At 65.7% G+C, this 26,741-nt stretch carries 26 protein-coding genes and 1 pseudogene; 8 read left to right on the forward strand and 19 right to left on the reverse strand.

The annotated features are described in order from the left end of the window. Nucleotides 1-87: 87 nt before the first annotated feature. Complete coding sequence (locus CEY05_RS31665) at nucleotides 88-1,683, forward strand: dipeptidase (protein ID WP_233161411.1); 1,596 nt, start codon at nucleotides 88-90, stop codon at nucleotides 1,681-1,683. A gap of 194 nt (nucleotides 1,684-1,877) precedes the next feature. On the opposite strand, the pseudogene CEY05_RS06810 reads toward CEY05_RS31665, so the two are convergent. From CEY05_RS06810 to CEY05_RS06830, 5 genes and pseudogenes are all read right to left on the reverse strand, one after another. Next, nucleotides 1,878-2,774 (reverse strand): annotated as a pseudogene (locus CEY05_RS06810) (LD-carboxypeptidase); the annotation flags it as partial. Continuing rightward, on the reverse strand, nucleotides 2,771-3,223 hold the full coding sequence (gene tadA / locus CEY05_RS06815) for a tRNA adenosine(34) deaminase TadA (protein WP_369825925.1): 453 nt from the start codon (nucleotides 3,221-3,223) through the stop codon (nucleotides 2,771-2,773). The gene tadA and the pseudogene CEY05_RS06810, both read right to left, overlap by 4 nt. 31 nt (nucleotides 3,224-3,254) lie before the next feature. Next, nucleotides 3,255-4,103 carry an HAD family hydrolase gene (locus CEY05_RS06820; RefSeq protein WP_088597761.1) on the reverse strand — a complete coding sequence of 283 codons (849 nt, stop codon included), beginning with the start codon at nucleotides 4,101-4,103 and terminating at the stop codon, nucleotides 3,255-3,257. Between the two features lie 136 nt (nucleotides 4,104-4,239). Continuing rightward, nucleotides 4,240-4,812, reverse strand: a complete 573-nt coding sequence (locus CEY05_RS06825; protein ID WP_143220307.1) for a hypothetical protein — start codon at nucleotides 4,810-4,812, stop codon at nucleotides 4,240-4,242. Between the two features lie 157 nt (nucleotides 4,813-4,969). Continuing rightward, nucleotides 4,970-6,358 (reverse strand): DHA2 family efflux MFS transporter permease subunit, encoded by a 1,389-nt coding sequence (locus CEY05_RS06830; RefSeq protein ID WP_088597763.1) that lies wholly within the window; start codon nucleotides 6,356-6,358, stop codon nucleotides 4,970-4,972. Nucleotides 6,359-6,609: 251 nt separating this feature from the next. On the opposite strand from CEY05_RS06830, the gene CEY05_RS06835 reads away from it, so the two are divergent. Further along, nucleotides 6,610-7,767, forward strand: coding sequence for a hypothetical protein (locus tag CEY05_RS06835; RefSeq protein WP_369825926.1), 1,158 nt, complete (start codon nucleotides 6,610-6,612; stop codon nucleotides 7,765-7,767). Between the two features lie 95 nt (nucleotides 7,768-7,862). On the opposite strand, the gene CEY05_RS06840 is transcribed toward CEY05_RS06835, so the two are convergent. From CEY05_RS06840 to CEY05_RS06850, 3 genes are all read right to left on the reverse strand, one after another. Next, the gene (locus CEY05_RS06840) at nucleotides 7,863-9,203 is read right to left on the reverse strand and encodes a lytic murein transglycosylase (protein WP_088597764.1); all 1,341 of its coding nucleotides are present in this window, start codon (nucleotides 9,201-9,203) and stop codon (nucleotides 7,863-7,865) included. 91 nt (nucleotides 9,204-9,294) lie between these two features. Beyond that, nucleotides 9,295-10,227, reverse strand: a complete 933-nt coding sequence (locus CEY05_RS06845) for a DUF72 domain-containing protein (protein ID WP_088597765.1) — start codon at nucleotides 10,225-10,227, stop codon at nucleotides 9,295-9,297. Continuing rightward, nucleotides 10,224-10,517 (reverse strand): hypothetical protein, encoded by a 294-nt coding sequence (locus CEY05_RS06850; RefSeq protein ID WP_088597766.1) that lies wholly within the window; start codon nucleotides 10,515-10,517, stop codon nucleotides 10,224-10,226. The genes CEY05_RS06845 and CEY05_RS06850 overlap by 4 nt, the downstream gene beginning before the upstream one ends. Before the next feature lie 128 nt (nucleotides 10,518-10,645). Here CEY05_RS06850 and CEY05_RS06855 point away from each other — a divergent pair, with 128 nt between their 5' ends. Continuing rightward, nucleotides 10,646-10,981: a co-chaperone YbbN gene (locus CEY05_RS06855; protein ID WP_088597767.1), complete on the forward strand. Its 336-nt coding sequence runs from the start codon at nucleotides 10,646-10,648 to the stop codon at nucleotides 10,979-10,981. Nucleotides 10,982-10,998: 17 nt separating this feature from the next. On the opposite strand, the gene CEY05_RS06860 is transcribed toward CEY05_RS06855, so the two are convergent. The 3 genes from CEY05_RS06860 to CEY05_RS06870 form a co-directional block, all read right to left on the reverse strand. Next, a complete protein-coding gene (locus tag CEY05_RS06860; protein WP_088597768.1) occupies nucleotides 10,999-12,006 on the reverse strand; it encodes a tripartite tricarboxylate transporter substrate binding protein in 1,008 nt (335 codons plus the stop codon). Nucleotides 12,007-12,127: 121 nt separating this feature from the next. Further along, the gene (locus CEY05_RS06865) at nucleotides 12,128-13,078 is read right to left on the reverse strand and encodes an alpha/beta hydrolase (protein WP_088597769.1); all 951 of its coding nucleotides are present in this window, start codon (nucleotides 13,076-13,078) and stop codon (nucleotides 12,128-12,130) included. Between the two features lie 250 nt (nucleotides 13,079-13,328). Continuing rightward, entirely contained in the window at nucleotides 13,329-14,228 is a 900-nt protein-coding gene (locus tag CEY05_RS06870) for a LysR family transcriptional regulator (protein ID WP_088597770.1), read from the reverse strand. An 81-nt stretch (nucleotides 14,229-14,309) separates the two neighbouring features. Here CEY05_RS06870 and CEY05_RS06875 point away from each other — a divergent pair, with 81 nt between their 5' ends. After that, on the forward strand, nucleotides 14,310-15,779 hold the full coding sequence (locus CEY05_RS06875; protein ID WP_088597771.1) for an MFS transporter: 1,470 nt from the start codon (nucleotides 14,310-14,312) through the stop codon (nucleotides 15,777-15,779). Nucleotides 15,780-15,919: 140 nt separating this feature from the next. Continuing rightward, complete coding sequence (locus CEY05_RS06880) at nucleotides 15,920-16,402, forward strand: I78 family peptidase inhibitor (protein WP_233161412.1); 483 nt, start codon at nucleotides 15,920-15,922, stop codon at nucleotides 16,400-16,402. Nucleotides 16,403-16,512: 110 nt separating this feature from the next. Here the strand turns inward: CEY05_RS06880 and CEY05_RS06885 are convergent, their stop codons facing one another. The 4 genes from CEY05_RS06885 to CEY05_RS06900 form a co-directional block, all read right to left on the reverse strand. Further along, entirely contained in the window at nucleotides 16,513-17,310 is a 798-nt protein-coding gene (locus CEY05_RS06885; protein ID WP_088597773.1) for a transporter substrate-binding domain-containing protein, read from the reverse strand. Nucleotides 17,311-17,462: 152 nt separating this feature from the next. Further along, nucleotides 17,463-18,191, reverse strand: coding sequence for an amino acid ABC transporter ATP-binding protein (locus tag CEY05_RS06890; protein WP_088597774.1), 729 nt, complete (start codon nucleotides 18,189-18,191; stop codon nucleotides 17,463-17,465). Then, nucleotides 18,175-18,828, reverse strand: coding sequence for an amino acid ABC transporter permease (locus CEY05_RS06895; RefSeq protein WP_088597775.1), 654 nt, complete (start codon nucleotides 18,826-18,828; stop codon nucleotides 18,175-18,177). Before CEY05_RS06895 ends, CEY05_RS06890 begins: the two co-directional genes overlap by 17 nt. Beyond that, nucleotides 18,825-19,577: an amino acid ABC transporter permease gene (locus CEY05_RS06900; protein ID WP_088597776.1), complete on the reverse strand. Its 753-nt coding sequence runs from the start codon at nucleotides 19,575-19,577 to the stop codon at nucleotides 18,825-18,827. The genes CEY05_RS06895 and CEY05_RS06900 overlap by 4 nt, the downstream gene beginning before the upstream one ends. 321 nt (nucleotides 19,578-19,898) lie before the next feature. Between CEY05_RS06900 and CEY05_RS06905 the strand changes: the two genes are divergently transcribed. Next, on the forward strand, nucleotides 19,899-20,651 hold the full coding sequence (locus CEY05_RS06905; RefSeq protein WP_088598530.1) for a 2OG-Fe(II) oxygenase: 753 nt from the start codon (nucleotides 19,899-19,901) through the stop codon (nucleotides 20,649-20,651). A 24-nt stretch (nucleotides 20,652-20,675) separates the two neighbouring features. Here the strand turns inward: CEY05_RS06905 and CEY05_RS06910 are convergent, their stop codons facing one another. Continuing rightward, nucleotides 20,676-21,575 (reverse strand): LysR family transcriptional regulator, encoded by a 900-nt coding sequence (locus CEY05_RS06910; protein ID WP_088597777.1) that lies wholly within the window; start codon nucleotides 21,573-21,575, stop codon nucleotides 20,676-20,678. Nucleotides 21,576-21,715: 140 nt separating this feature from the next. Between CEY05_RS06910 and CEY05_RS06915 the strand changes: the two genes are divergently transcribed. Continuing rightward, a complete protein-coding gene (locus CEY05_RS06915; protein WP_088597778.1) occupies nucleotides 21,716-22,393 on the forward strand; it encodes a type 1 glutamine amidotransferase domain-containing protein in 678 nt (225 codons plus the stop codon). 103 nt (nucleotides 22,394-22,496) lie between these two features. Here the strand turns inward: CEY05_RS06915 and CEY05_RS06920 are convergent, their stop codons facing one another. Continuing rightward, the gene (locus tag CEY05_RS06920; RefSeq protein ID WP_088597779.1) at nucleotides 22,497-23,408 is read right to left on the reverse strand and encodes a LysR family transcriptional regulator; all 912 of its coding nucleotides are present in this window, start codon (nucleotides 23,406-23,408) and stop codon (nucleotides 22,497-22,499) included. Between the two features lie 105 nt (nucleotides 23,409-23,513). Between CEY05_RS06920 and CEY05_RS06925 the strand changes: the two genes are divergently transcribed. Then, nucleotides 23,514-24,506, forward strand: coding sequence for an aldo/keto reductase (locus CEY05_RS06925; protein ID WP_088597780.1), 993 nt, complete (start codon nucleotides 23,514-23,516; stop codon nucleotides 24,504-24,506). Between the two features lie 2 nt (nucleotides 24,507-24,508). Here CEY05_RS06925 and CEY05_RS06930 read toward each other — a convergent pair whose 3' ends face one another. Next, nucleotides 24,509-25,486: a tripartite tricarboxylate transporter substrate binding protein gene (locus CEY05_RS06930; RefSeq protein ID WP_088597781.1), complete on the reverse strand. Its 978-nt coding sequence runs from the start codon at nucleotides 25,484-25,486 to the stop codon at nucleotides 24,509-24,511. A gap of 63 nt (nucleotides 25,487-25,549) precedes the next feature. Beyond that, nucleotides 25,550-26,689, reverse strand: coding sequence for a muconate/chloromuconate family cycloisomerase (locus tag CEY05_RS06935; protein WP_088597782.1), 1,140 nt, complete (start codon nucleotides 26,687-26,689; stop codon nucleotides 25,550-25,552). Between the last annotated feature and the right edge of the window lie 52 nt (nucleotides 26,690-26,741).

Here is a 26,741-nt window from a genome sequence, read left to right on the forward strand (position 1 = left end):
CGATTCGGCAGCGTGGCGATCGACGCCATGCGATTCGGTGGTGTTCGATTCGGGGGCATGGGCGGCCGGCTTGGAAACAGGATGCGTATGAGCAGATCCTTGTCTTGGGACAGCGTCCATGACGGCGCCGCCGGCATCGCAGTGGACGCCATCGTTCGCCTGGACGGTTATCCGGTGTTTCCGGATGCGGGCGTGGCGTCGGATACCTTGTTGTTGACCCAGCAGCCCGCCTGTTGCGCGGCCCATGGCGGCTGGCACGCGGACATGGTGGTGGAGGTCCATGCGGATAGCGCTGTCGACTGGTGCAGCGGCCCGGTCAGCGTACACGGCCGCTGGGAATTGCTGGTCGATGACCCCGCAGGATGGCGCTACCGGATCCGCGCGGCGCGTGTCACCCCGGCGATGGAACCGCGCGCGGCCTGGGCCATCGGCCGGCGCAATGTCCTGGGCCTGGCCGCCTTTGCCGGCCTGGGCGCAATGGCCAGCCTGGCCGGCTGTGCAACGAGCGGCCCCTCGGGCGGCGCTGATGGCGCTGATGGCTCGGACGGCGCGGATACAGCGGGTGGCGCCGCCAGCCGCGCCGGCCATCGCGTAAACGAAAATTCGGCAGCCAAGGTGAAAACCGCTGCCGGCCCCGGAACCAGCGGTGACGCCCACGATGCGTCCGCCCAAACAGCGTCCCAGCCGGCCATCCCTGGCTGGCTGGCAGCCCAGACTACGGTCGATATTCATAGCCATGCCGGCCGCGTCAGCCTGGGCCGGCGCCCGGTGCCCCTGCCCTTCACGGCGCTGGCGGCGCCCATGCGGGCCGGCGCCATGCATGCGGTCTGCCTGGCCATCGTCGCGGACTCCAGCGCCGATGACGTCGTCACCAGCCCGTCCGGCCGGCGCCGCATCGTCGCGTATCGCGACCCCGACCCCGGCGAAATGTCCACGCGCGGCGAAGCCAGCTTCCAGCGTCTGGCGGACCTGGTGGCGCAACAGAACCTGCAAGTGGTGAACACGGCGGCGCAACTGCGCACGGCCTGGCGCAACGGGCCGTCCGTCATCGTATCGGCGGAAGGCGGGGATTTCCTGGAGGGGGACCTGGCACGCCTGGACGATGCCTACCATCGCCATGGCCTGCGGCATCTGCAGCTGACCCACTACCGGGTCAACGAGCTGGGCGATATCCAGACCGCCCCGCCGGTGCACCAGGGCTTGACCGATTTCGGCGCCGCCGTCATCCAGCGCTGCAATGAATTGGGCATCGTGGTCGACGTCGCTCACGGTACTTACGCGCTGGTGCAGCGCGCCGCCCAGGTCACGCGCCGGCCGCTGGTGCTGTCGCACACGTCCCTGAGCCAGAAACCGGGCCGCTATTCACGCACGATATCGCCGGAGCACGCGCGGCTGGTGGCCGCTACCGGCGGCGTCATCGGCGTGTGGCCGGTGGCCGGCACCTACCCCACCCTGGCGGCCATGGCGCAAGGGATGCGGGCCATGGCCGATGTGGTGGGCGTGGCACATGTGGGATTGGGCTCCGACATGCTGGGGCTGCTGGGACCGTCGGTTCTCGACAGCTACCGGAAATTGCCGCTGCTGGCGCAGGCCCTGCTGGACGCGGGCTTCAGCGAGCAGGACGCCAGCGCCATCCTGGGTGGCAACTACGTCCGCGTCTTCACGGCAAGCATGGCTCAGTGAGTTTGTCCGGCCGGGCCAGGATGCGCGTGATCGTGGGCATGACCGTGATCGCCGTCGTGATCATGATCATGCGCAGTGCCGGGGCCGCCGTCGGCCACGTTGGCGGCATCGTTCACAGCCCCCTCGGCGGCACCGTGATCATGTCCATGGTCATGGCCGTGGCCGTGGCCGTGCCCATGATCATCGTCATGGTCGTGGTCATGTTCATCGAGCACCAGGTGCACCAGGCCCGGTTCGGTCGCCAGGCCGATCTTCTTGCCGATCGGCAGCGTCGCCTTGCTGTCGATATGCCCATAAGGCAGGCCGGTGAGCACCGGCACCTTGACGGTCTGGCGCAGCCACTTCACCACTTCCGGATAATCGAAGCCGTTGTCGTTCGGCGCCAGGCGGTAGTTGGTGAAATGCCCCAGCAGAATGGCTTTCTGCTTCTGCAGTATCCCCGCCTGCCATAGCTGGGTCAGCATGCGTTCGGCGCGATACGGATGTTCGGCCACATCTTCCAGGAACAGGATGCCGCCACGGATGCGAGGCATATAGGGCGTCCCCACCAGGGAAGCCACCATGGCCAGGGTGCCGCCCCACAGGATGCCGCGGCAATCCACGGGATCGGCGTCGGCGGTTTCGTAGCTGAGGATTTCCAGTTCGCCGCGCATCAGTTCGCCGAACAGCGCGCCGGTCAGCTCGTCCACCTTCTTGCCGCCGAAGTCGGCGATGGCCGTGGCGCCGGTATAGCTGACGGCCCCCGTCTGCGCCAGCAAGGCCAGGTTGAAGACCGTGAAATCGCTCATGCCGACGAAGCGCTTGCCGCTGTCGGCCACCGCTTTCCAGTCGATCATGGGCAGCAGGCGGCCCAGGCCGTAGCCGCCGCGCGTGGCCATGACGATGGGATGCTTCTGCTTCAGCGCGCGGTCCAGCGCGGCCAGGCGCTGTGCGTCGGTGCCGGCGAAGCGTTGATGCACCGCCAGCGCGTCGCGGTCGACCACCGTGGGGAAGCCCTCGGCCGTCAGGTTCTTCCTGGCGCGTTCCAGCGCTTTCGGATCAGCCACCGCCGACGAGGGCGAGAAAAGATAAATGCCTTGCTTGTTGCTCATGTCTGGATTTCCTTGCGGCGGCGCGCCCGGAAGAAACGCCGCAGCAGGTCGCCGCAGGGTTCCGCCAGGACGCCGCCATGGAAGATGGTTTGATGATTCAGTTGCGGGACCGCGCCGACGTCCAGCACGCTGCCACAGGCGCCGGTCTTCGGATCGGTGGCGCCGTAGCAGACCCGCGCCAGGCGCGCATGCAGCATGGCGCCCATGCACATCACGCAGGGCTCCAGCGTGACGTAGAGCCTGAGCCCCGGCAAGCGGTAATTGTTCAGATGCCGCGCGGCGGCGCGTAGTGCCACCACTTCCGCATGCGCGGTGGGATCGTGATCGATGATGGTGCGGTTGTAGCCGGTGCCCAGCACCTGGCCCTGGCCGTCGACCAGGACCGCGCCCACTGGCACTTCGCCCACGGCGATAGCGGCCTCGGCCTGCGCCAACGCCAGCCGCATCATGGCGGTATCGAATTCGTCTTGCGCGGTCGGGTCAGCCACGATACACCCGCGACTTCAGCGCGATGCGGCCGGCCAGGCTGGCGGCGGCCTCTTCGAGCCATTGATAAAGTTCGGCCTCGTCGTCGTAACGGGCCTGGTTCAGATTCGACACCCGGCCGTCCTCGATGAAGCCCCAGGCGCGGCTGCGCTTGTCCCGATGGCGCGGGTCCCAGACGCCGAAGGCATAGCCGCCGGCACGGCGGATCAGGGAAAAGCAAGGAATGTCGGTGTAGCCGTCGCCGACGAAAATCATCTGGTCGAAGGGAATGCGCAGACGGTCTTCCGGTACTTTGCGATTGACTTCGAAGGGCTTGCTGCGGAAGGCCGGGCCGACGATGCCTTTCTGGATGTGGAAAAGATAACGGGTCTTGTCGGTATAGCTGACGACGCGACGCGGGAAATGGATGCCGCCGTCCGCGCCATAGACGAATTCCGAGGCCCAGATGTCGGTAAATTCGTGTGCGATGGGGGTCGCTCGTACCACATCGCCGATGCCGCTGGAGATCAGGTAGAACTCCAGCATCACTTGCGGATGGGCGGCGCGCACGGCGTCGCGCAGCCGCTGGAACAGGGTCTGGACGCCGGCATGCAGAGGCAGGCGCGCACCCCATTCGGCCAGGCGTTCACGCGTGATCAGGCCGTGCTTGCCGCTCTGCGACAGCTCGATCATGCGATATAGATACGCGGGGACGGGATCCCAATCCTGCTGGAACAGGAGCGGATCGACCTGCTCCTTCCAGAACGCGGCCGTGTCCACGCCCACGCTTTCAAGGAAACCCGACGTGCTGTCGGGCGCCAGCGTGTCGTCGAAATCGAAGATCAGGGCAATGACGTCGGACATGAACCGGGGGACGGAAACAAAACAACCGCCATTTTGCCTGAAAGACGTTGGCCGCAACGTCAGCGTGACCGCCCTGCGCCAAAAGCAAAACCCGGCGGGTCGTAGACGCCGCCGGGTCGATGGCCGCAAAAAGCGCTTAGTAGCGGGGCTGCGAGCCGTAAGGCGTCACGCTGGGCGGCGCCATCGGTGCCGACGGGCGCACGGCGGGCGGGGGCGCCATCGGCGCGGGAGCGCCCGTGGAATAGCCCGAACCGGCAGGATAAGTCGACGAACCGGTGCCAGGCGTGCCGACCGGCACCTGGATCTCGGTTTGACGCAGCACGCCGCCGCCGGCAACGCTGCCTTGCACGGTGGTCTGCCCCTGGCCTGACATCAGCTGCATGCAACCCTGGCGCTGGTCGCTGGGCAGGCGGTCGCAACGCTGCATGGCGTTCTGGGCTTCCGTCGAGGAACTGGGTTCCGTCAGGCCGTTGCGACGGCGTTCCACCTGGGCCGCGCCGGCTTCTCGCAGGCAGGTCGCCTTGGGCTGGGCGCTCTGGCCGCTGTTGCAGCGGGCGACGTCCTGCTTGTACTGTTCGTCGGCGTGGGCACCAGTGCTGACCCCCAGCAAGCCCATCGCGCAAAGCGCAAGGCCAGCAGCGGAAAGACGCAGCCCGCGCCGGGTTTGAGTTTGACCGATAGCCGTTTGGGTAGCCGTTCCGAAGTTCATAGGTTTACCTCCCACATGTTCACATTGGCGCCACGACGCGTGGCGGCAGGCACGACGCCGGCAGCCTTAAAAGCGCCTGACGTCCACAAGTCGCGTACTCAGCAATTAGCGTACCTGCTCCATTGGAATCACTGGATATCCACCCAGGCGTGACCCCTCAGGCGCCGCGTGCCGCCCGTGGGCCATTGAGCAGCGCGCCGTCCATGCGCCGGAAGATCAGCCCCGACACCAGGGTGATCGTCCCCACGATGGCGAACGTCAGCCGGAAGGCCAGCGCCGACGGATGCGCGTCGCCGCCGGAGAACCACCCGACCATGGTGCCGCCCAAGGTCACGCCCAGGCTGATGGCCAGCATCTGCACCATGGAGAACAGGCTGTTGCCGCTGCCCGCGTCCTCCACGCTCAAACCCTTCAGTGTCACCGTATTCATGGCGGCGAACTGCATCGAGTTCGCGCCCCCGAAGATGGCCAATTGGACAATCTGCACGCCCAGCGGCCACCCCGGCGCCAGCGCGGCGAACGAGACGATGGAGGCACCCACCACGATGGTATTGACCATCAGGAAGTTGTCGTAGCCGAAACGCCGCACCATGGGCGCCACCCAGGTCTTGCTGATGACACCGGCGATAGCGGTCGGCAGCATCATCACGCCGGAGTACAGCGGGCTGTAGCCCATCTGTAATTGCAGCAGCAGGGGCAGCAGGAAAGGCACGGCGCTGCTGCCGATGCGGCACACCAGGTTGCCCACCAGGCCGATGCTGAAGTTAGGCTCGCGAAACAGGGCCAGGCGGAACAGCGGCAAGGGCCGCCGGCGCGCGTGGGGAATGTAGAGCAGCACGGTCAGCGCGCTCAGCAGGAACAATCCCACCGCCCATTGGACATGATGCGGGCCGGCCGGCGCATCCAGGGCCAGCGAGAACGCGGCCATGCAGGTGGAAAGCAGCACGAAGCCGATGGCGTCGAAGGCGGGCGCGATGCCGCTGATGCCGGGCGGCAGATAGGCGCGCACGGCGAACAGGCCGATGATGCCGATGGGCAGGTTGATCAGAAAGATCCAATGCCAGCTGATGGCCTGCACCAGCCAGCCACCGGTCATGGGGCCGATCAGCGGCCCCACCTGCCCTGCCACGGAGATGAAGGCGAGCGCCGCGATATAGGCATCGCCGCGCATGGTGCGCAGGATGGACAGGCGGCCGATGGGCAGCAACATGGAGCCGCCCACGCCTTGCACCACGCGCGCCGCCACCAGCTGCGGCAGGTTGCCGGCCAGCGCACAGAACAGCGAACCCAGCGTGAAGATGAGGATGGAGGTGAAATACACCCGGCGGGTGCCATAGCGGTCGGCCAGCCAGCCCGACGCCGGTGTCAGCATGGCCATGGTCAGCGAGTAAGCCACCACCACGGCGCGCATGTCCAGGACGTCCACGCCCAGGCTGTGTGCCATGGACGGCAAAGCGGTATTGACGATGGTCGTATCCAGCGCCTGCATGAAAAACCCGGCGGCAACCACCCACTGCATGCCGCGATGCGATGAACTTTCCTTCATGTCCTCATCTCTGAAACTTTGCCTGGTCGCCGTGCCGGACCGCCGGATCCAGGCGATATTTCCTCGGTCGCGCGCCGGACCGACCGCAATCATAGGCGCATCGCCTATGATCATAAAAGCCGTCGCGTGGGCGGCGGCGACCTTAAGCAACCCGTCAGCCCGCATGCGTTCAATACGCCTTCCCGATGTCGATTTCCTGGAGTTCCCCGGTGTCCAGCAACCTTCCTGAACCGCAAGCCGCGGGCATCGAAATTTTCGGCGCCGCGCCCAACGCCAACGCCACCGCAGGTGCCGGCGCCGTTGCCGTTGCCGGCGTTTCTGCCAACGTAGCGTCCCAAGAAGGTGCCCGCGCCCTCGAGTATCTGCAGGCGCTAGGCCTGGGCGATGTGATCGAGGTGCAGGATGAACAGGCCGATGGCAGCGCACTGACGCGCCTGCGCCTGCGTCCTGCGATCGCCGCCGAATGGACGCCCGGCTTCGACACCACGGGCCTGCGGGCGGTGCTCGACCGGCATTTCCCGGCCGATGCCGGCCGCAACCTGGAGCGCGAGATCGTGGTGGCCATGCTGGTGGCGCCAGTCGCCTTCCGCTACCCCAGCCACGACGAACTGGCCGCCGCCGTACGCATCAAGCGCGACATCGTGCAGGCTGCGTACAAGACCGAACTGGCCTTCGACACCGAAGAAGCGGAACGGCCTGCCGACTACTGGACCTATGCGGAAGAGACCGGCTTCACCGTGCTACCCGGCAAGTCGCTGATCGACGCCTTGCGCAAAGCGTCGCAGCCGGAGGATTCCGGCAAGCTTTATTCCTTTTCCTGCTATCGCGCGACGGAGTACGTGACCCTGCTGGGAATCGCGCAGGAGCTGGAACGCAGCAATCCCGCCCTGCTGGCGCAGTTGCAGCGCCGGTGGGAAAGCCGGGCCATCATGTCGGGCCTGTTCCACGATGTGTTCCTGCGCGAGTACGGATCGATGGAAGCGCCCTTGCCGCCGAAATACTACGTGCCGGGTGACCGGCTGTGGTTTCGCAATCCGGACGAACGGTCGGCCGATGCGGAAGGCTTCGAGGGCTCCTGGGTGTTCTATCTGGGCAGCGGCCTGTTCAACAATTTCTGGAAGCACGAGCAGCCCTTCACGCTGACCACCAAATGCGTGGAGATCTACCACTGGCGCGACGGCGTGTATGTGGACGCGGCCGGCAAGACGCGGCTGGACGAGAGCATCGTCGAGGCCAAGGTGCGGGTGTCGCTGGCGGACCCGGCCGAGGTCGAACGCATCCTGCGGCTGATGGTGCGCCTGCGTGAACCGCGCGGGGTGTATGTCGACGGTGGCTGCATCGACACCACGCGCGAGTGCGTGCGCTGGGTGTGCCCGGGCACGGCCGATCTTGTCATACCGGCGCAATGACGCGCCGCGAGCTGCAATGACGCGCCGCGGGCCGTAGCGCCGGCCGCGGCGCGGACCGCACGGGGGGCTTGCCGGCCCGCGCGGCATGGCGCTCCTTACTGCGTTTGCAGCGCCTTCAGCATGCGGCCACCGGGGCGGCCGTCTTGCGGCAGGCCCAGGCGGGCCTGCTCGGCGGACACGGCCTCGCGGGTCTTGCTGCCAGGGATGCCGTCTGGCGTGCCGACGTCGTAGCCGCGAGTCGCCAGCAGTTGCTGCAATTGCTTGATCTGCGCGCGCGACAAGCCCGGATCATCGGTAGGCCACGGGGTGACCAGCGGACCATCGCCCTTGAGGCGATTGGTCAACAGGCTCACCGCCAACGCATACTTGCGGGCCTGGTTGTAATGCAGGATGGCATCGAAGTTGTTGGTTGCCAGGAACACCGGGCCGCGTGCTCCGGTAGGCGCGAACACGTAGGCCGACACCGACGCCCAGGGCGGGCCGCTGCGCAGGCTGCTCAAGGGCTTGCCGTCGGCCAGCGTGACGCCGGCGGTGGACCATTGCGCCAGGTTGCGCTTGTCGTCCTGGTTCATGATCTCGGCGTCGGGGGTTTGCGGCAGGGTCGCCGCGATGGCGCCAGGCAGCTTCACTTCGATCACCGGCGGCAAGCCACGCGTCCACTTGGCTTTGCGCTTGAGCAGATGGTTGGCGGTGGACGCCAGTGCGTCGGGCAGGGAGTTGTAGAGGTCGATGCGGCCATCGCCGTCGCCGTCGGCGGCCAGTTCATAGAACGAGGTCGGGATGAATTGCGTCATGCCGAAAGCGCCGCTCCATGAGCCGATGAAGTTGTCGCGCTGCACGACGCCGTCACGCAGCAGGCGGGTCGAGGCATAGACGTTCTTGATCCACAGGGGCTTGTTTTCGGTGCAGGCGCGCGTCAGCCAGGCATTGAGCACGTCGACCTTGCCGAATTGCGTTCCGTAGTTGGTTTCGATGCCGAAGATGGCGGCCAGGGGTTCGCTGTCGATCTGGTAGGTCTGGTCGATGGTGTTCAGTTGCGCCGCGTACTGCCGCAGCACCGCCTGGCCTTCGGCGACACGCTGGTCGTCGACCGTCTTGGCGATGTAGTCCCACCAGTATTCCTTGCTTTCCGGTTGCGCCTTGGCGGCGGCCACGGTGACGGCCAGCAGCTTGGAGCCTTGGGTATAGCGATCGAAGTCCGCCACGCTGATGCCATTGGCCGGCGCGTTCACGCGCAGCTTGGCCAGGCAGGCGGCAGGATCCTGGTCCTGCTGGGCTGGCGCCTGCACGGTGGGCGCGACAGCCGGGGCGGGAGCATTGGTCTGGGCCAGCACGGGATAGGACGTGACCATTGCGGCGCTCAGGCCGGCCAGCATCGACAGGCGGGACCAGCGCGAGGAAAACGGATGACGGGACGTAGGCGTAGCTGCGGGCATGTAGTTCCAGGCGTACTCGGTTAGGTGGGCCTTATGGTAACAAGGCGCGAAAAATCAGGTTTACGCCCCGCCAGGCGAAACCACCCCGGCGTTATTTGGCTTGCAGGCGCTCGAGCAGCGCCATCGCGGCGGCGGGGGCTTTTTCCTTGGCGCCATTGATGAAATACAGGTACACGTCACGCCGCCTGGCCTTGCGCTTCGCCGCGGACGGCGTCTCCACGTGCGGCAGCTGGGCCGGCTGCCCCCCCGCCGCCCACGTCCGCACGTGCTCAGCCCAGGCATCCAGTTCGCGCGGCGGATAGCCCGCGCGCAACTTGGCGTTGGCGCACATCAGGCGGACATAGACGAAATCCGCGGTCAGGTCAGCCATGGACGGGAATTCGGGGTTGTCCGTGTACACCGTGGCGACCTTGTACTTGCGCGCCAGCTTCAGATAGGCCGCATCCATGAAACTGTCGTGGCGCACTTCCATGGCGTGGCGCAAGGCGATGCCATCCTGGCGGGCCGGCAGCAGCTCAAGAAAGCTTTCGAAATCGTCGGCGTCGAAGACCTTGGTCGGCGCGAACTGCCACAGGATGGGGCCCAGCTTGGCGCCCAGTTCCGTGATGCCGCTTTCCAGGAAGCGGCTGACGGAATCCGCGCCCTCGGCCAGGACGCGGCGATTGGTGGCGTAGCGCGAGGCTTTCAGCGTGAAGACGAAGCCATCGGGCGTGGCATCGTGCCAACGCGCGAAGGAGGTGGCCTTTTGCGTGCCGTAATAGGTGCTGTTGATTTCGATGGCGGTGACGTGCTGGCTGGCGTATTCCAGTTCACGGCTTTGCGTCACGTCCGCCGGATAGAACTCGCCGCGCCACGGCGCGAAGTTCCAGCCGCCGATGCCAACCCGGATGGTATCCGCGGTAGCCTTCACGGCCGTGGCAGTCTTCGCGGCCTTGGTGGCCTTGGTGGCCCTGGCAGCCCTGGCAGGCTTGGCTGCCTCGGCGGCCTTGGCAGAGCCCTTCCTCGGGCTGCGTGTCGTTGTCATTCGATCAGGGCTCCCAGGACGAGTACCGCCAGGACGATCCAGAAGATGAAGCCTAGCAGGGATCGCCTGACCAGTGCGCTTATCGCGGCCCACAGGAGCAGCAGCCCAAGTATCAGCAGCGCGAAATTGAACAGGGTCGGGTTCATGCCCAAGGCGCGCGCCAGGCCTGCGGAGAATTCCCCGATGGCATGGCCGAAGCCGCCAAGGACGTATTTCAACGCGCTGACGATGGACCGGATGACCTCGCCAATGGTGTTGCCCAGGGAAGTAAAGAAGCTGTCGGATTGCATGAATACCACGCCGCGCGGAGAGGGACGCCCTGCTCAGCAGGAACCATGCCCACCAGATTCCCCACCCGCGCTAACATGCGGACCTGTCGATGCGCCGGCTTCCCGGCGCCAGCAAGGATCTACGCCGGATGGACGAAATCGAACTCAACGACGGCACCGCCGATCGCTTTCTGCTGGACGCGCCCGGCCTGTCGCTGCTCGTGTTCCACAGCCGTACCTGCGCCAACTGCAAGCTGGCGCGCGAGCAGTTGCCGAAGATGGACCTGGGGGTCCAGCGCCTGTGCTGGATAGACGCCGGCGACAACGGCGGCCTGGTGCAGCGCTACGAAGTCTTCCACCTGCCCGCCATGTTCGTCGTGCGCGACGGCGTCTTCTACGGGGCAGTCGCCGCGTCCCTGCAAATGTGGGACATTCGCCGCCAGATCGCCCTGGCCCTCGACAGCTACCCCGCCACCCTGCCCTGACCTCGGTGCAGGCGGGCTTAATTCACTGTCGCACCCGTCTGCTTCACCACCTCGCCCCATTTTGCCAGTTCGCTTTGCAGCAGTTGGCCGAACTGCGCGGAGGTGTCCAGGCTAAGCGTCAAGCCCGCGGTGGCCAGCGCCTTGCGGGCATCGTCGCTCTGCATGACCTGGGCCGACGCATCGTGCAGACGGCTGACGACTTCGGGCGGTGTACCGGCCGGGGCGATCAGCCCCAGCCAGATCGTCGCTTCGTAGCCCTTCAGGCCTGCCTCGTTCAGCGTAGGCACATCGGGCAGGTCCGTCGAACGTTCCATCGTCGTGACCGCCAACGCCCGCAGGCGCCCCGCCCGTATCTGCGGCAAGGCGGCCGTTACCCCGAGAAAGCCCATGGACACCTGCCCGCCCATGATGTCCGCCAGCGCCTGCCCGCTGCCACGATACGGCACGTGCATCAGCTGCACATTCGCCATGCTGGCGAACAGCGCCGCCGCCAGATGCTGGCTGCTGCCATTGCCCGACGACGCGTAATCCAGCCGTCCCGGCTTGGCCTTGGCCAGGGCGATCAATTCAGCGACGCTCCTGGCGGGCACTTTCTGCGGATTGGTGACGAGAACGTAAGGACTGTCCACCAGCTTGGTGATGGGTGCGAAACCCTTGATGGGATCGTAGGGCAAGGTCTTGTACAGCCAGGGCGCAATCGTGTGCGTCGTCGAGATCAATGCCAGGGTGTAGCCGTCGGCCGGCGCCTTGGCAACGTAATCCGTGCCTATGGTCGACCCCGCGCCCACGCGGTTCTCGACCACCACGGGCTGGCCCAGGACGCCACCCAGTTTCTCGCCCAGCAGGCGCGCCACCACGTCGGTGAAACCACCCGCCGCGAAAGGCACGATCAGGCGTATGGGTGCGCTGGGATACGGACCGGTCTGCGCCGGCCCTTGGGCCCGGGCCGGAATGGCCAATGCGTTGACCGACAGCAGGGCGCAGCAGACGGCGCGCGCAAGGGCGCCTGCAAAGCGATGTCGCATTCTCGTCTCCTCGTTTTCACCCGGTGCCGGTATCGGCATCCGGGCGGCGGTCCGGTGGTCCGGACTCGCTTTTCTTCATGGACTGCAACGCGGGGCCCGCACAGGGCGCGGGCCCCTGCTTTCAGCGATAGACCGGCTCCGGCTGCGTATAGAACGCATGCAGGATGTGATAGACCATGTAGTAGTTCTTCTGCTGGAAGCTGGCGTGCGAAATGCCCTGCATCACCGTGAACTGCTTGAAACTATTGGGCAGCCGCGCGAAGAAAGCCATCAGGTCTTCGACCGAGGCGATGCCGTCGAACTCGCCGCGCATGAGAATCACGGGCAAGTCGATTTTTTCCGGATCGACCAGGGGCAGCTTCGAGCACATGTCGACGTAGGTGCCGGTGGGCATCGAATTGTCCAGCGACAGGATGGCGTCGGCGAAGGCGGACACGGTGTTGTCGTCGGCGCAACCCGGATGGTCGCGCGAGAAAATGCTCTGCACGAACGCGCGGTCTATGGGCCGGCGGTTCTTGGCGATGAACTCCGGCAGGCGCTGCTTGCGTTGCGCCAGGGTGGGACTGCCCTCACCCGTCCACACGAAAGCATCCAGCGCCAGGCGCGCCACCCGTTCCGGATGCTGCTGCGCAAACAACGCAGCTTTCAGCGCGCCGGAGGAAATGCCATACATGTGCAGGCGCTTGTCCTTGGCGCGTTCCAGGATGTAGGCGCTGCCGGCGGCCAGGTCCAGCGCGCCGTTGCCGATGTCCGAATTGATCGGCCGATGCTTGCTCGACCGGCCGTAGCCTTCGTTATCCATGCACCAGGTATCGAAGCCGCGCGCGGCGAACCAGTCCATGGCGGATGAATCGGGCCGGCCCGGCACGCTCAGGTCGAACGTCGGTTGCGATGCCATGGAAGAGCCGTGCACGAAGAAAATCGTGCCGGCATGCGGTACGCCAGCGGCGGCCGGCTTGTGCCAGAGAAACAGGTCGACGTCGTCGCGCCGGGTCCAATGCTCTTCACCGCCACGCCAGGTTACGGCGTTGGTGCCGCCCAGGGTGTCGTGCGCGGATGCTGCTGATGCCATGATGTCTCGACCTCTAATCGTCTGCGTTTGGGCTTCCGATGTTGAGCTTGCGTCGACGGCGATTCAACGGCGAACGATGAACAGACTGTTCACGGTTTGGCGTCAAGTGAATCAGCTACAGATTTCGAAGCGGCGAGCGGTCAAGTGTCCACGCCGTGGCAACAGGGGCGAGAGCAAAAAAAAAGAGGGGACGATGGAGGTCCCCCTCATCTATAAACTAGTCTCGCAGGCACTCAGGCCGCGCACCATTTCAATCCCAATAGGGCGTATCGCCGAACTGCTCGGCCAGGAAGTCGACCAGCAGCTTGGTGCAATGCGCCATCGTCGGATTGGGCAGGTAGGCGGCATACAGCGCGCGCTCCGGCAAGTGATACTCCGGCAGCAGGCGCCGCAAGCGCCCGTCGCGCAAAGCCTCGCTGGCCGCGAACGTCGGCACCACGGCAACGCCCAGATCGTTGAGCGCGGCTTCCACCACCGCATCGGCACTGTTGGCCCTGAAATTTCCCTTGGGCTTGACGGCGCACTGGCCGTCGGGCCCCTGGAAATTCCACTCTCCCCGCGCATTGGCGAAATACACCAGGCAGTTGTGCGCCGCCAGGTCCGCCGGTACGCGCGGCGCGGGACGGCGCGCCAGGTACGCGGGACTGGCGCACGCCACCATGCGCATCGGCGCCAGCCGGCGCGCCACCAGCGACAACAGCACCGGCTCGTCAGCCTGGCGGATGACGACATCGGCGCCGCCGGTGATGAGGTCGGGAAACTGCTGGCTGAGGTCGACATCGACCGAGACCTCGGGATAGCGCGCCAGGAAGCGGGCCACCGCGGGCAGCAGATGGCGCCGCCCAAACGTCATGGCCGAACTGATGCGGATGTGGCCGCCGGGCGAACTGCGGAATTGCTCGATTTCGTGGCGGGCGTCCTCCGCATGGGCGACCAATTGCCGGCAGCGTTCATAAAACAGCTCGCCGGCGGGGGTCAGTCCCAGTTTGCGGGTGGTGCGATGCAGCAGCTTGACGCCCAGCGACTGCTCCAGGTCGGCGACATGCTTGCTGGCCAGCGCTTTGGATATGCCCAATTTCTCCGCCGCCCGAGAGAAACTCTTGGTATCGGCGATCACGGAAAACGTCAGGAATTCGTTCAGGTCGAGCATAGGTTGTCATAGTAGCGCAGCAGGCGCGGCGCTTGCGACCCGGCGGCACCCTCGGCCGCGGCCGTGCACAGGAACGGCGCGATGCCCACCATGACAAGCATGAACTCTCCGCAGGCTGCGGACAGCATCACCAGCGACATCCCCGCCCGTCTGGATCGCCTGCCCTGGTCGGGTTGGCACTGGCGCGTCACCATCGCCCTGGGCGTGGCCTGGGTGCTGGACGGGCTGGAAGTGACGCTGGTCGGCTCCATCGGCGGCGTGCTGGAACGGGGCGATACGCTGGGGCTGTCGGCCACCCAGGTCGGCTGGGCCGGCTCGGTCTACATCGCCGGCGCGGTGATCGGCGCCCTGGGGTTCGGCCGCCTGGCCGACCGCCTGGGCCGCAAGATGCTGTTCATGATCACACTGGCGATCTACATGGCGGCGACGTTGGCCACCTCGCTGTCCACCGACTTCGTGTTCTTCGCCGTATGCCGCTTCGCCACGGGCCTGGGCATAGGCGGCGAGTATGCCGCCATCAATTCCGCCATCGACGAGCTGATCCCCGCGCGGGTGCGGGGCCGCGTCAACCTGGCCATCAACGGCAGCTTCTGGTTGGGCGCGGCGCTGGGCGCCGGGCTGAGCCTGGTGCTGCTGGATCCTCGTGTGCTGGGCCCGCAACTGGGCTGGCGCGTCGGCTTCGGCCTGGGCGCGGTGCTGGCCCTGGCCATCCTGCTGGTGCGTCGCGACGTGCCCGAAAGCCCCCGCTGGCTGCTGTCGCATGGGCGCGGCGCCGAAGCGCAGCGCATCATCGAGCAGATCGAGGCGCGCGTGCAGGCCCAGCATGGCGCACTGCCGCCGGCGCACGGCACCATCACCTTCCACCGCCGTGCCGGCACGGGCCTGCGCGACGTCGCCCGCGTACTGCTGCGCCGCTATCCGCGCCGCAGCGTGGTGGCGCTGGCGCTGATGGTGTCGCAGGCCTTCTTCTACAACGCCATTTTCTTTACCTACGCGCTGGCCTTGACCCGCTATATGGACGTATCCGCCGAACGGGTGGCACTGTACGTCTTCCCCTTCGCGCTGGGCAACGTATTGGGCCCCCTGGTGCTTGGCCCCCTGTTCGACCGCGTCGGGCGGCGGCGCATGATCGCCCTGACCTACGCCAGTTCGGGCGTGGCGCTGGCGCTGACGGCCTGGATGTTCCTGCGTGGCTGGCTGGGCGCGGACGGCATGGCAGTGTGCTGGTCGGCGGTGTTCTTCCTGGCGTCCGCGGCCGCCAGTTCGGCGTATCTGACCGTCAGCGAGGTGTTCCCGCTGGAGACGCGGGCCATGGCGATTTCGATTTTCTATGCCCTGGGCACGGGGGTCGGCGGCGTGGTCGGGCCGGCTTTGTTCGGCCACCTGATCGAAAGCGGCAACCGGGCCGACCTGGCGGCCGGCTACGTGGCCGCTGCCGTGCTGGTCATCGGCGCGGGCCTGCTGGCCCTGCGCCATGGGGTGGATGCGGAGCGCAAGCCCCTGGAGGAAATCGCCGCGCCGCTAGGGGCGGAACGCGCAGGGGCTGATTAGACGCCAGGACCCTGCCGGTGCTGAGCCAGAACGGCAGCATCGCCGCGATTTGGCGTTTCTTATGCGCTTTATTGTCAAGTTGCGACCACTTGTACGCCCTCGAACCCGAGGACGTGGCCCATGGTCTATGATCGGGTTTCGTGTTGTCTACGCAAGCCGAGGTATGCATGAACTGGAAGTTCTCCGCTGTTTTTCTACTCGCCGGGCTGACCGCCTGCGCCCACAATGACGATATCTCGTCGACCAGCCAGTCGACGTCCAGCGCCAGCGCCACCACGAGTGGCGGCAGCGACAGCAGCAGCTATGATGGCGGCGGCAGCAGTTATGGCAGTGGTGGCGGTTATGGCGGCAGCAGCAGCGGTGGCAGCTACAGCAGCCCCACCGGCGGCTATGGCGGTAGCGCCATGGGCGGCGGCGGCAGCACTTGCGACGCCCAGTCCGTCCAGAACATGATCGGCAAGACGCTGACCAACGAGACGACGGAGCAGGCGCGCACGGGTTCGCACTCCGCCAAGGTGCGGGTGCTCAAGCCCGGGCAGGTGATGACGATGGAATACGATCCAAGCCGCATCAACCTGATCACCGACAAGAACAACGCCCTGACGGCCTTGCGCTGCGGCTGATTCCAGCTGCCTGATCACGGCTTCCTGATTCCGGCCCCCTGATCTCCCATCGGTCCTGGCTATCCCACGGATACCCAGGACCGTTTCATTGGCCGCCCGATCTTCCCTGCCTACTTCACATCCGTGATGCGGGCCGGTAGCTCGCGGCCGTGGTACTTCTTGTAGATGGCGTTCAGGTTGCCATTCTTCATGTTGGTGACCACCCATTTGTTGACCCATTCCTTCAGGGCCGGCTGGTCTTTCTGCAGGGCGATGCCCAGGTCGAAGTCCTTCTGCTCGAACTTCATCTCCAGGTTGCGCTTGGGCGCGCGCTTCTGCATTTCGGCCAGATTCGACGGCGTGCTGGAGAAGATATCGATCTGGCCCGTCACCATGGACGTGATCAGCGTGGCGTCGTCTTCATAGCGCTGGATGTCCGCGCCCTTGGCCAGCTGCGTGGTGATGGAGTCGTTGACGGTGGCGCGCGTCAAGCCGATGCGCTTGCCGTTGAGGTCTTCATAGCCCTTGATCTTGATGTCCTTGGGCGCGCCGACGATCAGCGAGATGACGGCGTAAGGCACGGAGAAGTCCACCACCTGGGCCCGCTCCGGCGTGATCGACAGGTCGGCGATGACCAGGTCGGCGCGCTTGGCCTGCAGGGTCGGCACGCGCGCGGCGTTGGTGATCTGGACGATTTCCAGCTTGACGCCCAGGTCCTTGGCCACCGCCTTGGCGGTGTCCACGTCCGAGCCCACCGGTTCCAGTTTCTCATCGACGTAGCTGAACAGCGGCGTCCCCATGGCGATGGCCACGCGTATCTTGCCGGCCTTCTTGATGTCGTCCAACTGGTCGGCCAGGGCCGCATGCGCGGTACCCGCCAGCAACACGGCCGCCACGCACCCACGCAGGAAGAATCGATTCAGTTTCAAGGTTGTCTCCTCTTTGGTAATGCTTTTTAAAAAAACCAAGGTTTGGTCAACGCGACAGGCGCCGCTCTTGGCGGGGCTGTCGATGTACTGCTGCCAGTACTTTTCTTCTTATGCTGCCGTTTTCGTCGTCTTCGTCATATCCACCGGTTCCGCTACAGACCGTTCTGCAGGAACGTTCTCAGTTCCGGCGTCTGCGGTGCATCCAGCATGGCGCCCTCGCCCACTTCCCATACCTTGCCCTGGTGCATATAGATGATGCGATCGGCCAGGCGCTTGGCGAAGGCCATTTCATGCGTCACCAACAGCATGGTCATGCCGTCCGCCGCCAGGTCTTCCATGACGCGCAGCACTTCACCCGTCAGTTGCGGATCCAGTGCCGACGTCACCTCGTCGAACAGCATGACCTTGGGTGACATGGCCAGTGAACGGGCTATGGCCACGCGCTGCTGCTGGCCGCCGGACAGTTGTTCCGGGTAGGCATCCGCCTTCTGCGCCAGGCCCACCTGATCCAGCACCTTCATGGCGATGCCGTGCGCTTCATCGCGCGGCAGCTTCTTCACGTGGCGCAGGGCCAGCATGATGTTTTCCCTTACGGACAGGTGCGCGAACAGGTTGTAGCTCTGGAAGACGATGCCGACCTCCAGGCGCAACTGGCGCAGGTCCACCTGGGGATCGTCGACGCGGATGCCGCAGACTTCGATCGAGCCGTCATCGATGGTTTCCAGCCGGTCGATGCAGCGCAGCGCGGTGCTCTTGCCCGAACCGCTGGCGCCGATGATGGCGATCATCTCGCCCTTGGCCACTTCGAAGGACACCCCTTGCAGTACCTGGTTGCTGCCGAAGCTCTTGTAAACCTCGTCCAGCTTAACGATTGCCGACATTCAGCTTGCTCTCCAGCGATTGGCTCCAGCGCGACAGCGGGTAGCACAGGACGAAATAGAACACCCCGACGAGGCCGAAGATCAGGAAGGGTTCGAACAGGGAATTGTTGATGATCTGGCCCGCGCGCGTGAGTTCGATGAACCCGATCACCGACGCCAGGGAAGTCATCTTGATCAGCTGCACCAGAAAGCCCACCGTCGACGGCAAGGCCAGCCGCACTGCCTGCGGAATGATGACCAGGCGCAGGGTCTGCCAGCGGGTCATCGCCAGGCATTCGGATGCTTCCCACTGCGGCTTGGGCATGGCTTCGACACAACCGCGCCAGATATCGCCCAGATAGGCGCTGCTGTAGACCATCAGGGCCATGCCCGCGGCCACCAGCGCCGGCACTTCATAGCCGTAGACCGACAGGCCGTAGTAGACGATGAACAGCAGGATCAGCAGCGGTATGCCCTGGATCAGTTCGATATACACCAGCGCGATGCGGCTGAGCCAGCGGCGCGGCGAGATGCGCGCCAGCATCACCCCGAAGCCGCCGATCGAACCCAGCACGAACGCCAGCAGCGACAGCACCAGCGTCCAGCCTATCGATTGCACCAGGTAAAGCAGGTGCGCCGTGGAAAATCCGCCCATCATGCCGCTCCCCGCTTGATCGTCGAGGTGGGCGAGCCCACCGCGCGAGGCACCCGCTTGCCGGCCTGCAAGGCGGCACGGCGGATGACGCGGCGGCGCTTGAAGGCACACTCACCCACCGCCCACGCCAGCAGCTTGATCACCAGCGACAGGATCAGGTAAAGCGCCGCCACCACGATATAGGTTTCCAGGGAGCGGAAGGTGTCCGACTGCACGGTGTTGGCGATGGCGGTCAGTTCCTCGGCCGATATCTGCGACGCCACGGCGGAGGCCTGCATCATCAGCAGGAACTGGCCGGTCAGGGCGGGATAGACCTTCTCGATGGCCGGCTGCAGCATGACGTGCCAGCCTATGCGCCAGCGCGACAGGCCCAGGCACTCGGCGGCCTCCAGCTGGCCGCGCGGCACGGCTTCCAGGCCGGCGCGGATGATCTCCGCGGCGTAGGCGCCGATGTTGATGGTCATGGCCAGGACGGCGGCCGTGAACGTGGGCATGCGGATGCCGACACTGGCCAGGCCGAAGAACAGGATGAAGATCTGCACCAGGAAAGGGGTGTTGCGCACGGCCTCGATGTACACCGAGCAGGCGCGCGCCAGGCCGCGATGGCGGCCGCGCTTGGCGAACGCCACCAGGGTGCCGAGGATGGTGCCGAAGAAAATGGCCACCGCGGTCATCTTGAGCGTCAGCCACGCCCCCATCAGGAAGACGGGCCAGTACGGCAACAAACTGCCGAAATGCAGGGAAAAGCTCATGGGCGCTGTCTCGTCTTATTGGCCGCATCCGCTTGAATGTGACCTGATCTTTCGGCGGACTATATCACTGAGGTACGACGACGTACATGCCCTCTATCCCTATATTTGCAGAGCTTTCACCAAACTGACAGGAATACTTGGCGCCGCAGCACGGTGCCGTCATACGATGACGGATGAACGGGCACGATTCGCCTGCCGGCTGAGTGCTTACCCCGTAGTGCGCATACCTGTGTTAGCGCGCTCGGCGCTCCCAACGCCGTGCCCATGCCAATCGCAACAAGCGGAGTGCCGCAGCGTGGCACCCGCGCGCACAATGTCGCCATGCCTGCTCCTGCCCTTGCCCCGATTCCTGCCCCGCTCACCGAGCACCTGTCCCGCCTGGATGACGCCGCGCTGGCGCGCGATCTGGACGCGCGCGGCTGTGCCGTCATCGACGGCCTGCTGCCGCGCGCGGATTGCGAGGCGTTGAGCGCGGCCTACGACGACCGCGGCACGCTTGCCCAGCCACGCTATCGCAGCCGTATCGTCATGCAGCGGCATGGCTTTGGCCGCGGTGAATATCAGTACTTCGCTTATCCGCTGCCTGACCTGGTGGCGGCGCTGCGCCATGCCTTCTATCCGCGCCTGGTGGGCATCGCCAATGCCTGGAATGCCCGTATGGGCAACACGGTGCGTTATCCGCTCGACCATGCGGAATTCCTGCGCGCCTGCCACGACGCGGGCCAGACGCGGCCCACGCCGCTGATCCTGCGCTACGACACGGGCGACTACAACTGCCTGCACCAGGATCTCTACGGTGAGCACGTGTTTCCCCTGCAGGTGGCGATATTGCTGTCCGAACCGGGCCGCGATTTCGAAGGGGGCGAGTTCGTGCTGACGGAACAACGGCCGCGCCAGCAATCACGCGTGGAAGTGGTCGACCTGCGCCAGGGCGATGCCGTGGTGTTCGCCGTCAACGAACGTCCCCTGCAAGGTACGCGCGGCGACTACCGCGTGAAGCTGCGCCACGGCGTCAGCCGCCTGCGCGCCGGCCGCCGCCATACCCTGGGCATCATCTTCCACGACGCAACTTGAAGAAGATCGCGCGCGCCGCGGCCGTCAACCGTGCACAGGCAGGGCTTCCAGCAGGAAATCGCGTAGCAGGCGGGCGCTGGGGCCGACGCGCCGGGCATGCAGCAGATAGATGTCCAGCGCCGCCGTCTCGACTTCCGGCAGCACACGCACCAGTTCGCCGGCGGCGAGCAGCGCGGCGGCGTCATAGGCCGGCAGGCGGGCAATGCCTTCCCCCGCAAGAACGAAGACGAGCCGCGACGCGGCGCTGTCGGTGACGACGTCGCCCCGCACGGGAACTTCGCTGCGTTGCTCGCCGCGCATCACGGTGACCGCGCGTTGGCTGGGCGGATAGACCACCCAGCGGTGCTGCGCCAGTTCAGCGATCGTGCGCGGCACGCCCGCATGCCGCAGATAGGCCGGCGATGCGCACAACATGGTGGGTTCGCATACGAGCAAACGGCCCACCTGGTCCGAGTCCGGCAAAGGTCCTGCCCGCACGGCCAGCTCCACCCCGGTACTCACCAGATCCACATTGGCGTCGCTCATGGCCACATGCAGCCTGACGGCGGGATAGCGGCGCCGGAACGCCAGCAAGGCGGGCAGGATGCGCTTATGGCCGAAATGATGCGAACACGTGAGCCGCACTTCGCCACGCGGTTCGGCGCGCAACAGCTCCATGCCGCGGATGCCGTCCGAGGCCTCGTCGAGCAGGCGTTCGCAATGCACCCGGAAGGCCTCGCCGGCCGGTGTCAGGCTGAAGCTGCGCGTGCTGCGCTGGGCCAGGGGGACGCCCAGCCTGGTTTCCAGCGCACGCACATGATGGCTGACCACGGCGCGGGTCAGTCCTAAGGCACGGGCCGCCGCGGCGAAGCTGCCGCTGCGCACGACGGTGGCGAATACCGCCATGCCGCGCAGTTCATCGAGGATGGGGGTGGATTCTTTCATGAGGGGGATTGTCAAATTTTCCCATCCAATGTGTCAATCCTTCGCGCACTACCGGGACTGCCCTGCTTTCTTTAAAGTCTCTCCATACCGAACGTTATCGGTCCTTGCCAACAAATCCTCGCCAACAGACGGAGAGTGCCATGAGTGTCAAACATGTTCTGTTCATTGTGACAAACGCCAGCGAAATCGGCCCCAAGCATCGCCACACGGGATTCTTCTTCCCGGAGATCGCCCATCCCTTCGAGGCGCTGGACAAGGCAGGTATCGCGGTTGAATTCGCTACGCCCCTGGGCGGCAAACCGCCCGAAGACGGCTTCGATGCCAATGACCCGGTGCAGGCGGCCTTCCTGGCCAGCAGCGCCTATCGGCGCCTGGCCCACAGCCGCAAGCTGGCGGAAGTGGACGTGCTGGACTACGACGCCATCTTCATCCCGGGCGGCCTGGGCCCCATGGTCGATATCACGGGCAACCCCGAAGTCCAGGCGGCGGTCCTGCGCGCCTGGCAGGGTGACAAGGTCGTCTCCGCCGTCTGCCACGGCCCCGCGGCCCTGCTGGGCGTGAAGCTGGACGATGGCACGCCGCTGGTGCGCGGCCGCCGGCTGACTGCCTTTTCCACCAGGGAGGAAGACGGCTACGCCCGTGGGGACGTCCCCTTCGACCTGGAAAGTGCCTTGCGCGAAGAAGGTGCCCTGCATGAATCGGCCGAGCCATGGCAGCCCAAGCTGGTGGTCGACGGACGGCTGATCACCGGCCAGAACCCGGCTTCCGGCGGCGTGGTCGGCGAGGCTATCGTCGAGGCGCTGACGCAGCAGGGGTAAGGCGCGCGCAGAGTCCTGATCCTGCCGCCCCGGGATGGCTGGATCGGGACGCTGTCGCCGCGGGCCGGATGGATTACGACGCGGCGGCGGTGGGTCGGATGAATCACGACGCCGCCGGCGCCGGGCGGCTCGGCGCCTGGAAGAAATCGACAAAGGCGCGCAGCGCCGGGCGCATCTGGCGGCGCGACGGGTAATAGATGTAGAAGCCGTCGAAGGACGGGCACCAATCGTCCATCACGCTGATCAGCCGGCCGGCCTCGAGATCGTCGGCGATGAGGTGTTCGAACAGGAACGCCAGTCCCAGGCTGTCCAGCGCGGCCTGCCGCATGAAGGTCTGCTGCGGCAGAATCAGAGTACCTTGCACTTCGACGTTGATGGCCTTGCGCCGCTTCTGCAATTCCCAGCGATAGACCCGCCCGCTGCTGAAACGGCGCCGGATGCAGTTGTGCCGGGCGAGGTCGGTGGGGTGACGGGGCGGCGGATGCGCGGCGAAATACGCCGGCGTGCCGACGATCAGGTTGCGCCTGGGACCGCTGGCGCGCACGGCAATCATATCGGCCTCCAGGCTTTCGCCCAGGCGCACGCCGGCGTCGCATCCGCTCCTCACGATGTCCTCGAAGTTGTCGTCTGCACGGATGTCCAGTTCGATGAGCGGATAGCGTGCGCAGAATTCAGGCAGGCGCCGCAGGATCAGGTCTTCCGCCGCCGCCATGGCCATGGTGACCCGCAGAGGGCCGGAGGGCGGTCCACCCTGTTCGGCCGCCTCCTGCAAACCCGCGGCGATATCGGCAAAAGGCCCGGAGACCCGTGCCAACAGGCGCGCGCCTTCATCGGTGGGCCGTGTCGACCGGGTCGTGCGGGCCAGCAGGCGCACGCCCAGGCTTTGCTCCAGCGCCGAGACGGCATGGCTGACGGCAGAAGGCGCAATGCCCAGTTGCTCGGCCGCGCGCCGGAAGCTGCCCAGTTCCGCAACGCTGACGAAGACCATGAGCTGGGTGGTTTGCGCCCGGTTCATTGTTCTATCCTTTAGATCAAGCCAATCCAAATTATAGGGATTATCGAATCAATCAAAAGTTCTTACCATGATGCCTTTGCTACCGCTTTTCCAGGAGAACTATCGATGCAACAGCGCAAACTCGCACAATTCCAAGTCTCGGCCGTCGGCTTGGGCTGCATGGGCCTGAGCCACGCCTACGGCGCGCAGGACGAATCGGCTTCGCTGCAAACCCTGGACCGGGCGCTGGAGCTGGGTGTGAATTTCTTCGATACCGCGGAAGTCTATGGGCCGCTGCGCAATGAAACCTTGCTGGGCAAGGCCTTCAAGGACAGGCGCGATCAGATCGTCATCGCCACCAAATTCGGTTTCACTTTCCGTAAGGATCAGGACGGGTTCAACGTCACGGGGACCGACGGCAGCCCGGCCAACGCCCGGGCCGTCGCCGAAGCTTCCCTGCGCCGGCTGCAAACCGATGTGATCGACCTGTACTATCTGCACCGCGTCGATCCGGCGGTGCCCATCGAGGAGACCGTAGGCGCCATGGCCAGGCTGGTCGAAGAAGGCAAGGTGCGCGCCATCGGCCTGTCCGAGGTATCGGCCGAAACCCTGCGGCGGGCGCATGCCGTCCACCCCATCGCTGCCCTGCAAAGCGAATATTCGATGTGGACGCGGGACGTGGAAAGCAACGGGGTGCTCGCGGCGTGCCGCGAACTGGGCGTGACCTTCGTTCCCTTCAGCCCGCTAGGCCGCGGCTTCTTGACCGGGAAGCTGGCCCCGGTCGCGGAATTGTCCGACGATGATTTCCGCCGTACCCTGCCGCGCTTCCAACCCGAGCATGCGGAAAACAACCGCAAGCTGGTCAAGGTCATCGAGGACATGGCCGCCAGCAAGGGCGTCAGCGCCGCGCAGGTCGCGCTGGCCTGGGTGCTGGCCCAAGGGCCGGACATCGTGCCGATTCCCGGCGCCAAGCGGATTCCCCATCTGGAACAGAACGTCGCTGCGGTCGACCTGCAACTAAGCGCCGCCGACATCGACCTGCTGGGTGAGACCTTCGCGCCGGACAAGGTTTCCGGGAGCCGTTATCCGGCGGCGCTGGCGGCCATGGCGCAGAAGTAAGCCTATTGGATCTTGATGCCGCGCTCTTTCACCAGCACGGCCCACTGCGCGGTTTCCTTGGCCAGATGGGCGCGCAATTCCTCCGGGGTGCCGCCCACCGGTTCGGCACCGATGGAGGCCAGCGTCTCCTTGACCTTGGGGTCGTCCATCGCTTCGCGCATGGACGCATTCAGCTTTTGCACGATATCGGCCGGCGTGCCAGCGGGCGCGAAGGTGCCGAACCAGGGCAGCAATTCGTAGCCGGGCAAGCCCGCTTCCGCCACCGTGGGAACATCGGGCAAGGCCGAGGACCGCTTCGACGTGGTCACCGCCAGCGCGCGCAGCTTGCCGGCCTGGATGTGCGGCTTGGCCGACGTGATGCTGTCGAACATGTAGTCGACCTGTCCGCCCAGCAGGTCGGCCATGGCCGGACCGCTGCCTTTGTACGGCACGTGCAGCATGTTGACCTGGGCCATGGAGGCGAACAGCTCACCCGCCAGGTGGATGGAAGTCCCTACCCCCGCCGACGCATACGTGTAGTGACCGGGCTTGGCCTTGGCCTGCGCGATGACGTCAGCGACGCTATGCACGTCGTTGCGCTGCGGGTTGGTCACCAGCACATTGGGGACGATGGCCAGCAGGGAGATGGGCGCGAAGTCCTTCTGCGGGTCGTAGTTCATGTCCTTGTACAGGGCGGGATTCACGGCCATGCCGTTGGCGGCGATCATGATGGTGTACCCATCGGGCGCGGAACGCGCCACCGCCGAGGCGCCGATATTGCCACCCGCGCCGGGACGGTTCTCCACGATGAACGAGGTGCCGAGCTTGCGGCCCATGGATTCGGCCAGCGTGCGCGCGATGGCATCCATGGCACCCCCTGGCGGGAAAGGCACTATCCATTTCACCGGGCGCTCAGGGTAACCGGCGGCGTGGGCGCCACCCGCGCCCAAGAGAAAACCGGCCGCCAGCATGGCGCGCGCGAGCACTCGTGTAATACGCATTGAAGTCTCCTGCCTGTTTATTTTGTGGTGATCCAGCGTTGCCCTGCATTCAACAACAGGGGGTCATTCCTTTCTGCGGTAGAACGCCAGCTTGTCCTCATCCAGCGTCAGGCCCAGGCCCGGCCCGGCCGGCACCTGCATCGCGAAATTCTCGTAGCGGGGCGGGTCGACCACGATGTCGTCCTTGAGCAGCAGCGGGCCGAACAGTTCGGTGCCCCAGGCCAGCGTGGGCAAGGTGCGGAAGACATGCGCCGACGCCACCGATCCGATGGAGCCTTCTAGCATGGTGCCACCGTACAGGGCCATGCCGGCGGCGTCGCCGACCGCGGCGCAATTGCGCACGCCGTGCAGCCCGCCCGACTTGGCGATCTTCAGGGCCAGTACATCGGCCGCGCCCAGGCGGGCCAGTTCCAGTGCGTCCGCGGGCGTCGCGATGGCTTCGTCAGCCATGATGGGAATGACGAAGCGGGCCGCCAGGCGTGCCATGCCGGCGCGGTTCTCGCGGGCGATGGGCTGTTCGATCAGGTCCACGCCAGCCGCCTCCAGCCGTGCGATGGCACCGGCCGCATCGGCCTCGTTCCAGGCCTGGTTCACATCCACCGTGACACGCGCGCGCTCGCCCAACGCGGTCTTGATGCGGGCGACGTGACGGACGTCGTCGGCGATGGCACGGCGGCCGACCTTCAGCTTGAAGGTGTCGTGGCGGCCAGCGGCCAGCAACGATTCCGCCTCTTCGATATCGCGCGCGGTGTCGCCACTGGCCAAGGTCCACAACACCGGCAGCGCATCGCGTACATGGCCGCCCAGCAAGGTCGACACCGGCACGCCCAGGCGCTTGCCCTGCGCGTCCAGCAGCGCGGTTTCCAGCGCGGACTTGGCGGTGCGGTTACCGCGCGCGACCTTGTCCATCCTGGCCATGGCGGCGTTGACGTTGCCGGCATCCTGGCCGACCAAAACCGGGGCCAGGTAGGTATCGATGGCCAGCTTCATCCCTTCCGGGCTTTCTTCGCCATAAGCCAGGCCGCCTATGGTGGTGGCTTCGCCCAGGCCTTCGATGCCGTCGCTGGCGCGCAGGCGCACGATCACCAGGGTCTGCTTTTGCATGACGGCCATCGCCAGCTGGTGCGCCCGTATGGTGGGCAGGTCGACCAGCACGGTTTCGATCGACACGATGGTGGGGGGCGCGGCGGAAGGTGTAGGCATACCTGGAATGAGCGTCAAGAAGGATAGGCGCAGTATTGCTCCTGGCTTGCGG

The sequence above is a fragment of the Achromobacter sp. HZ34 genome (genome assembly GCF_002209485.1).
Classification (GTDB): Bacteria; Pseudomonadota; Gammaproteobacteria; order Burkholderiales; family Burkholderiaceae_B; genus Bordetella_C.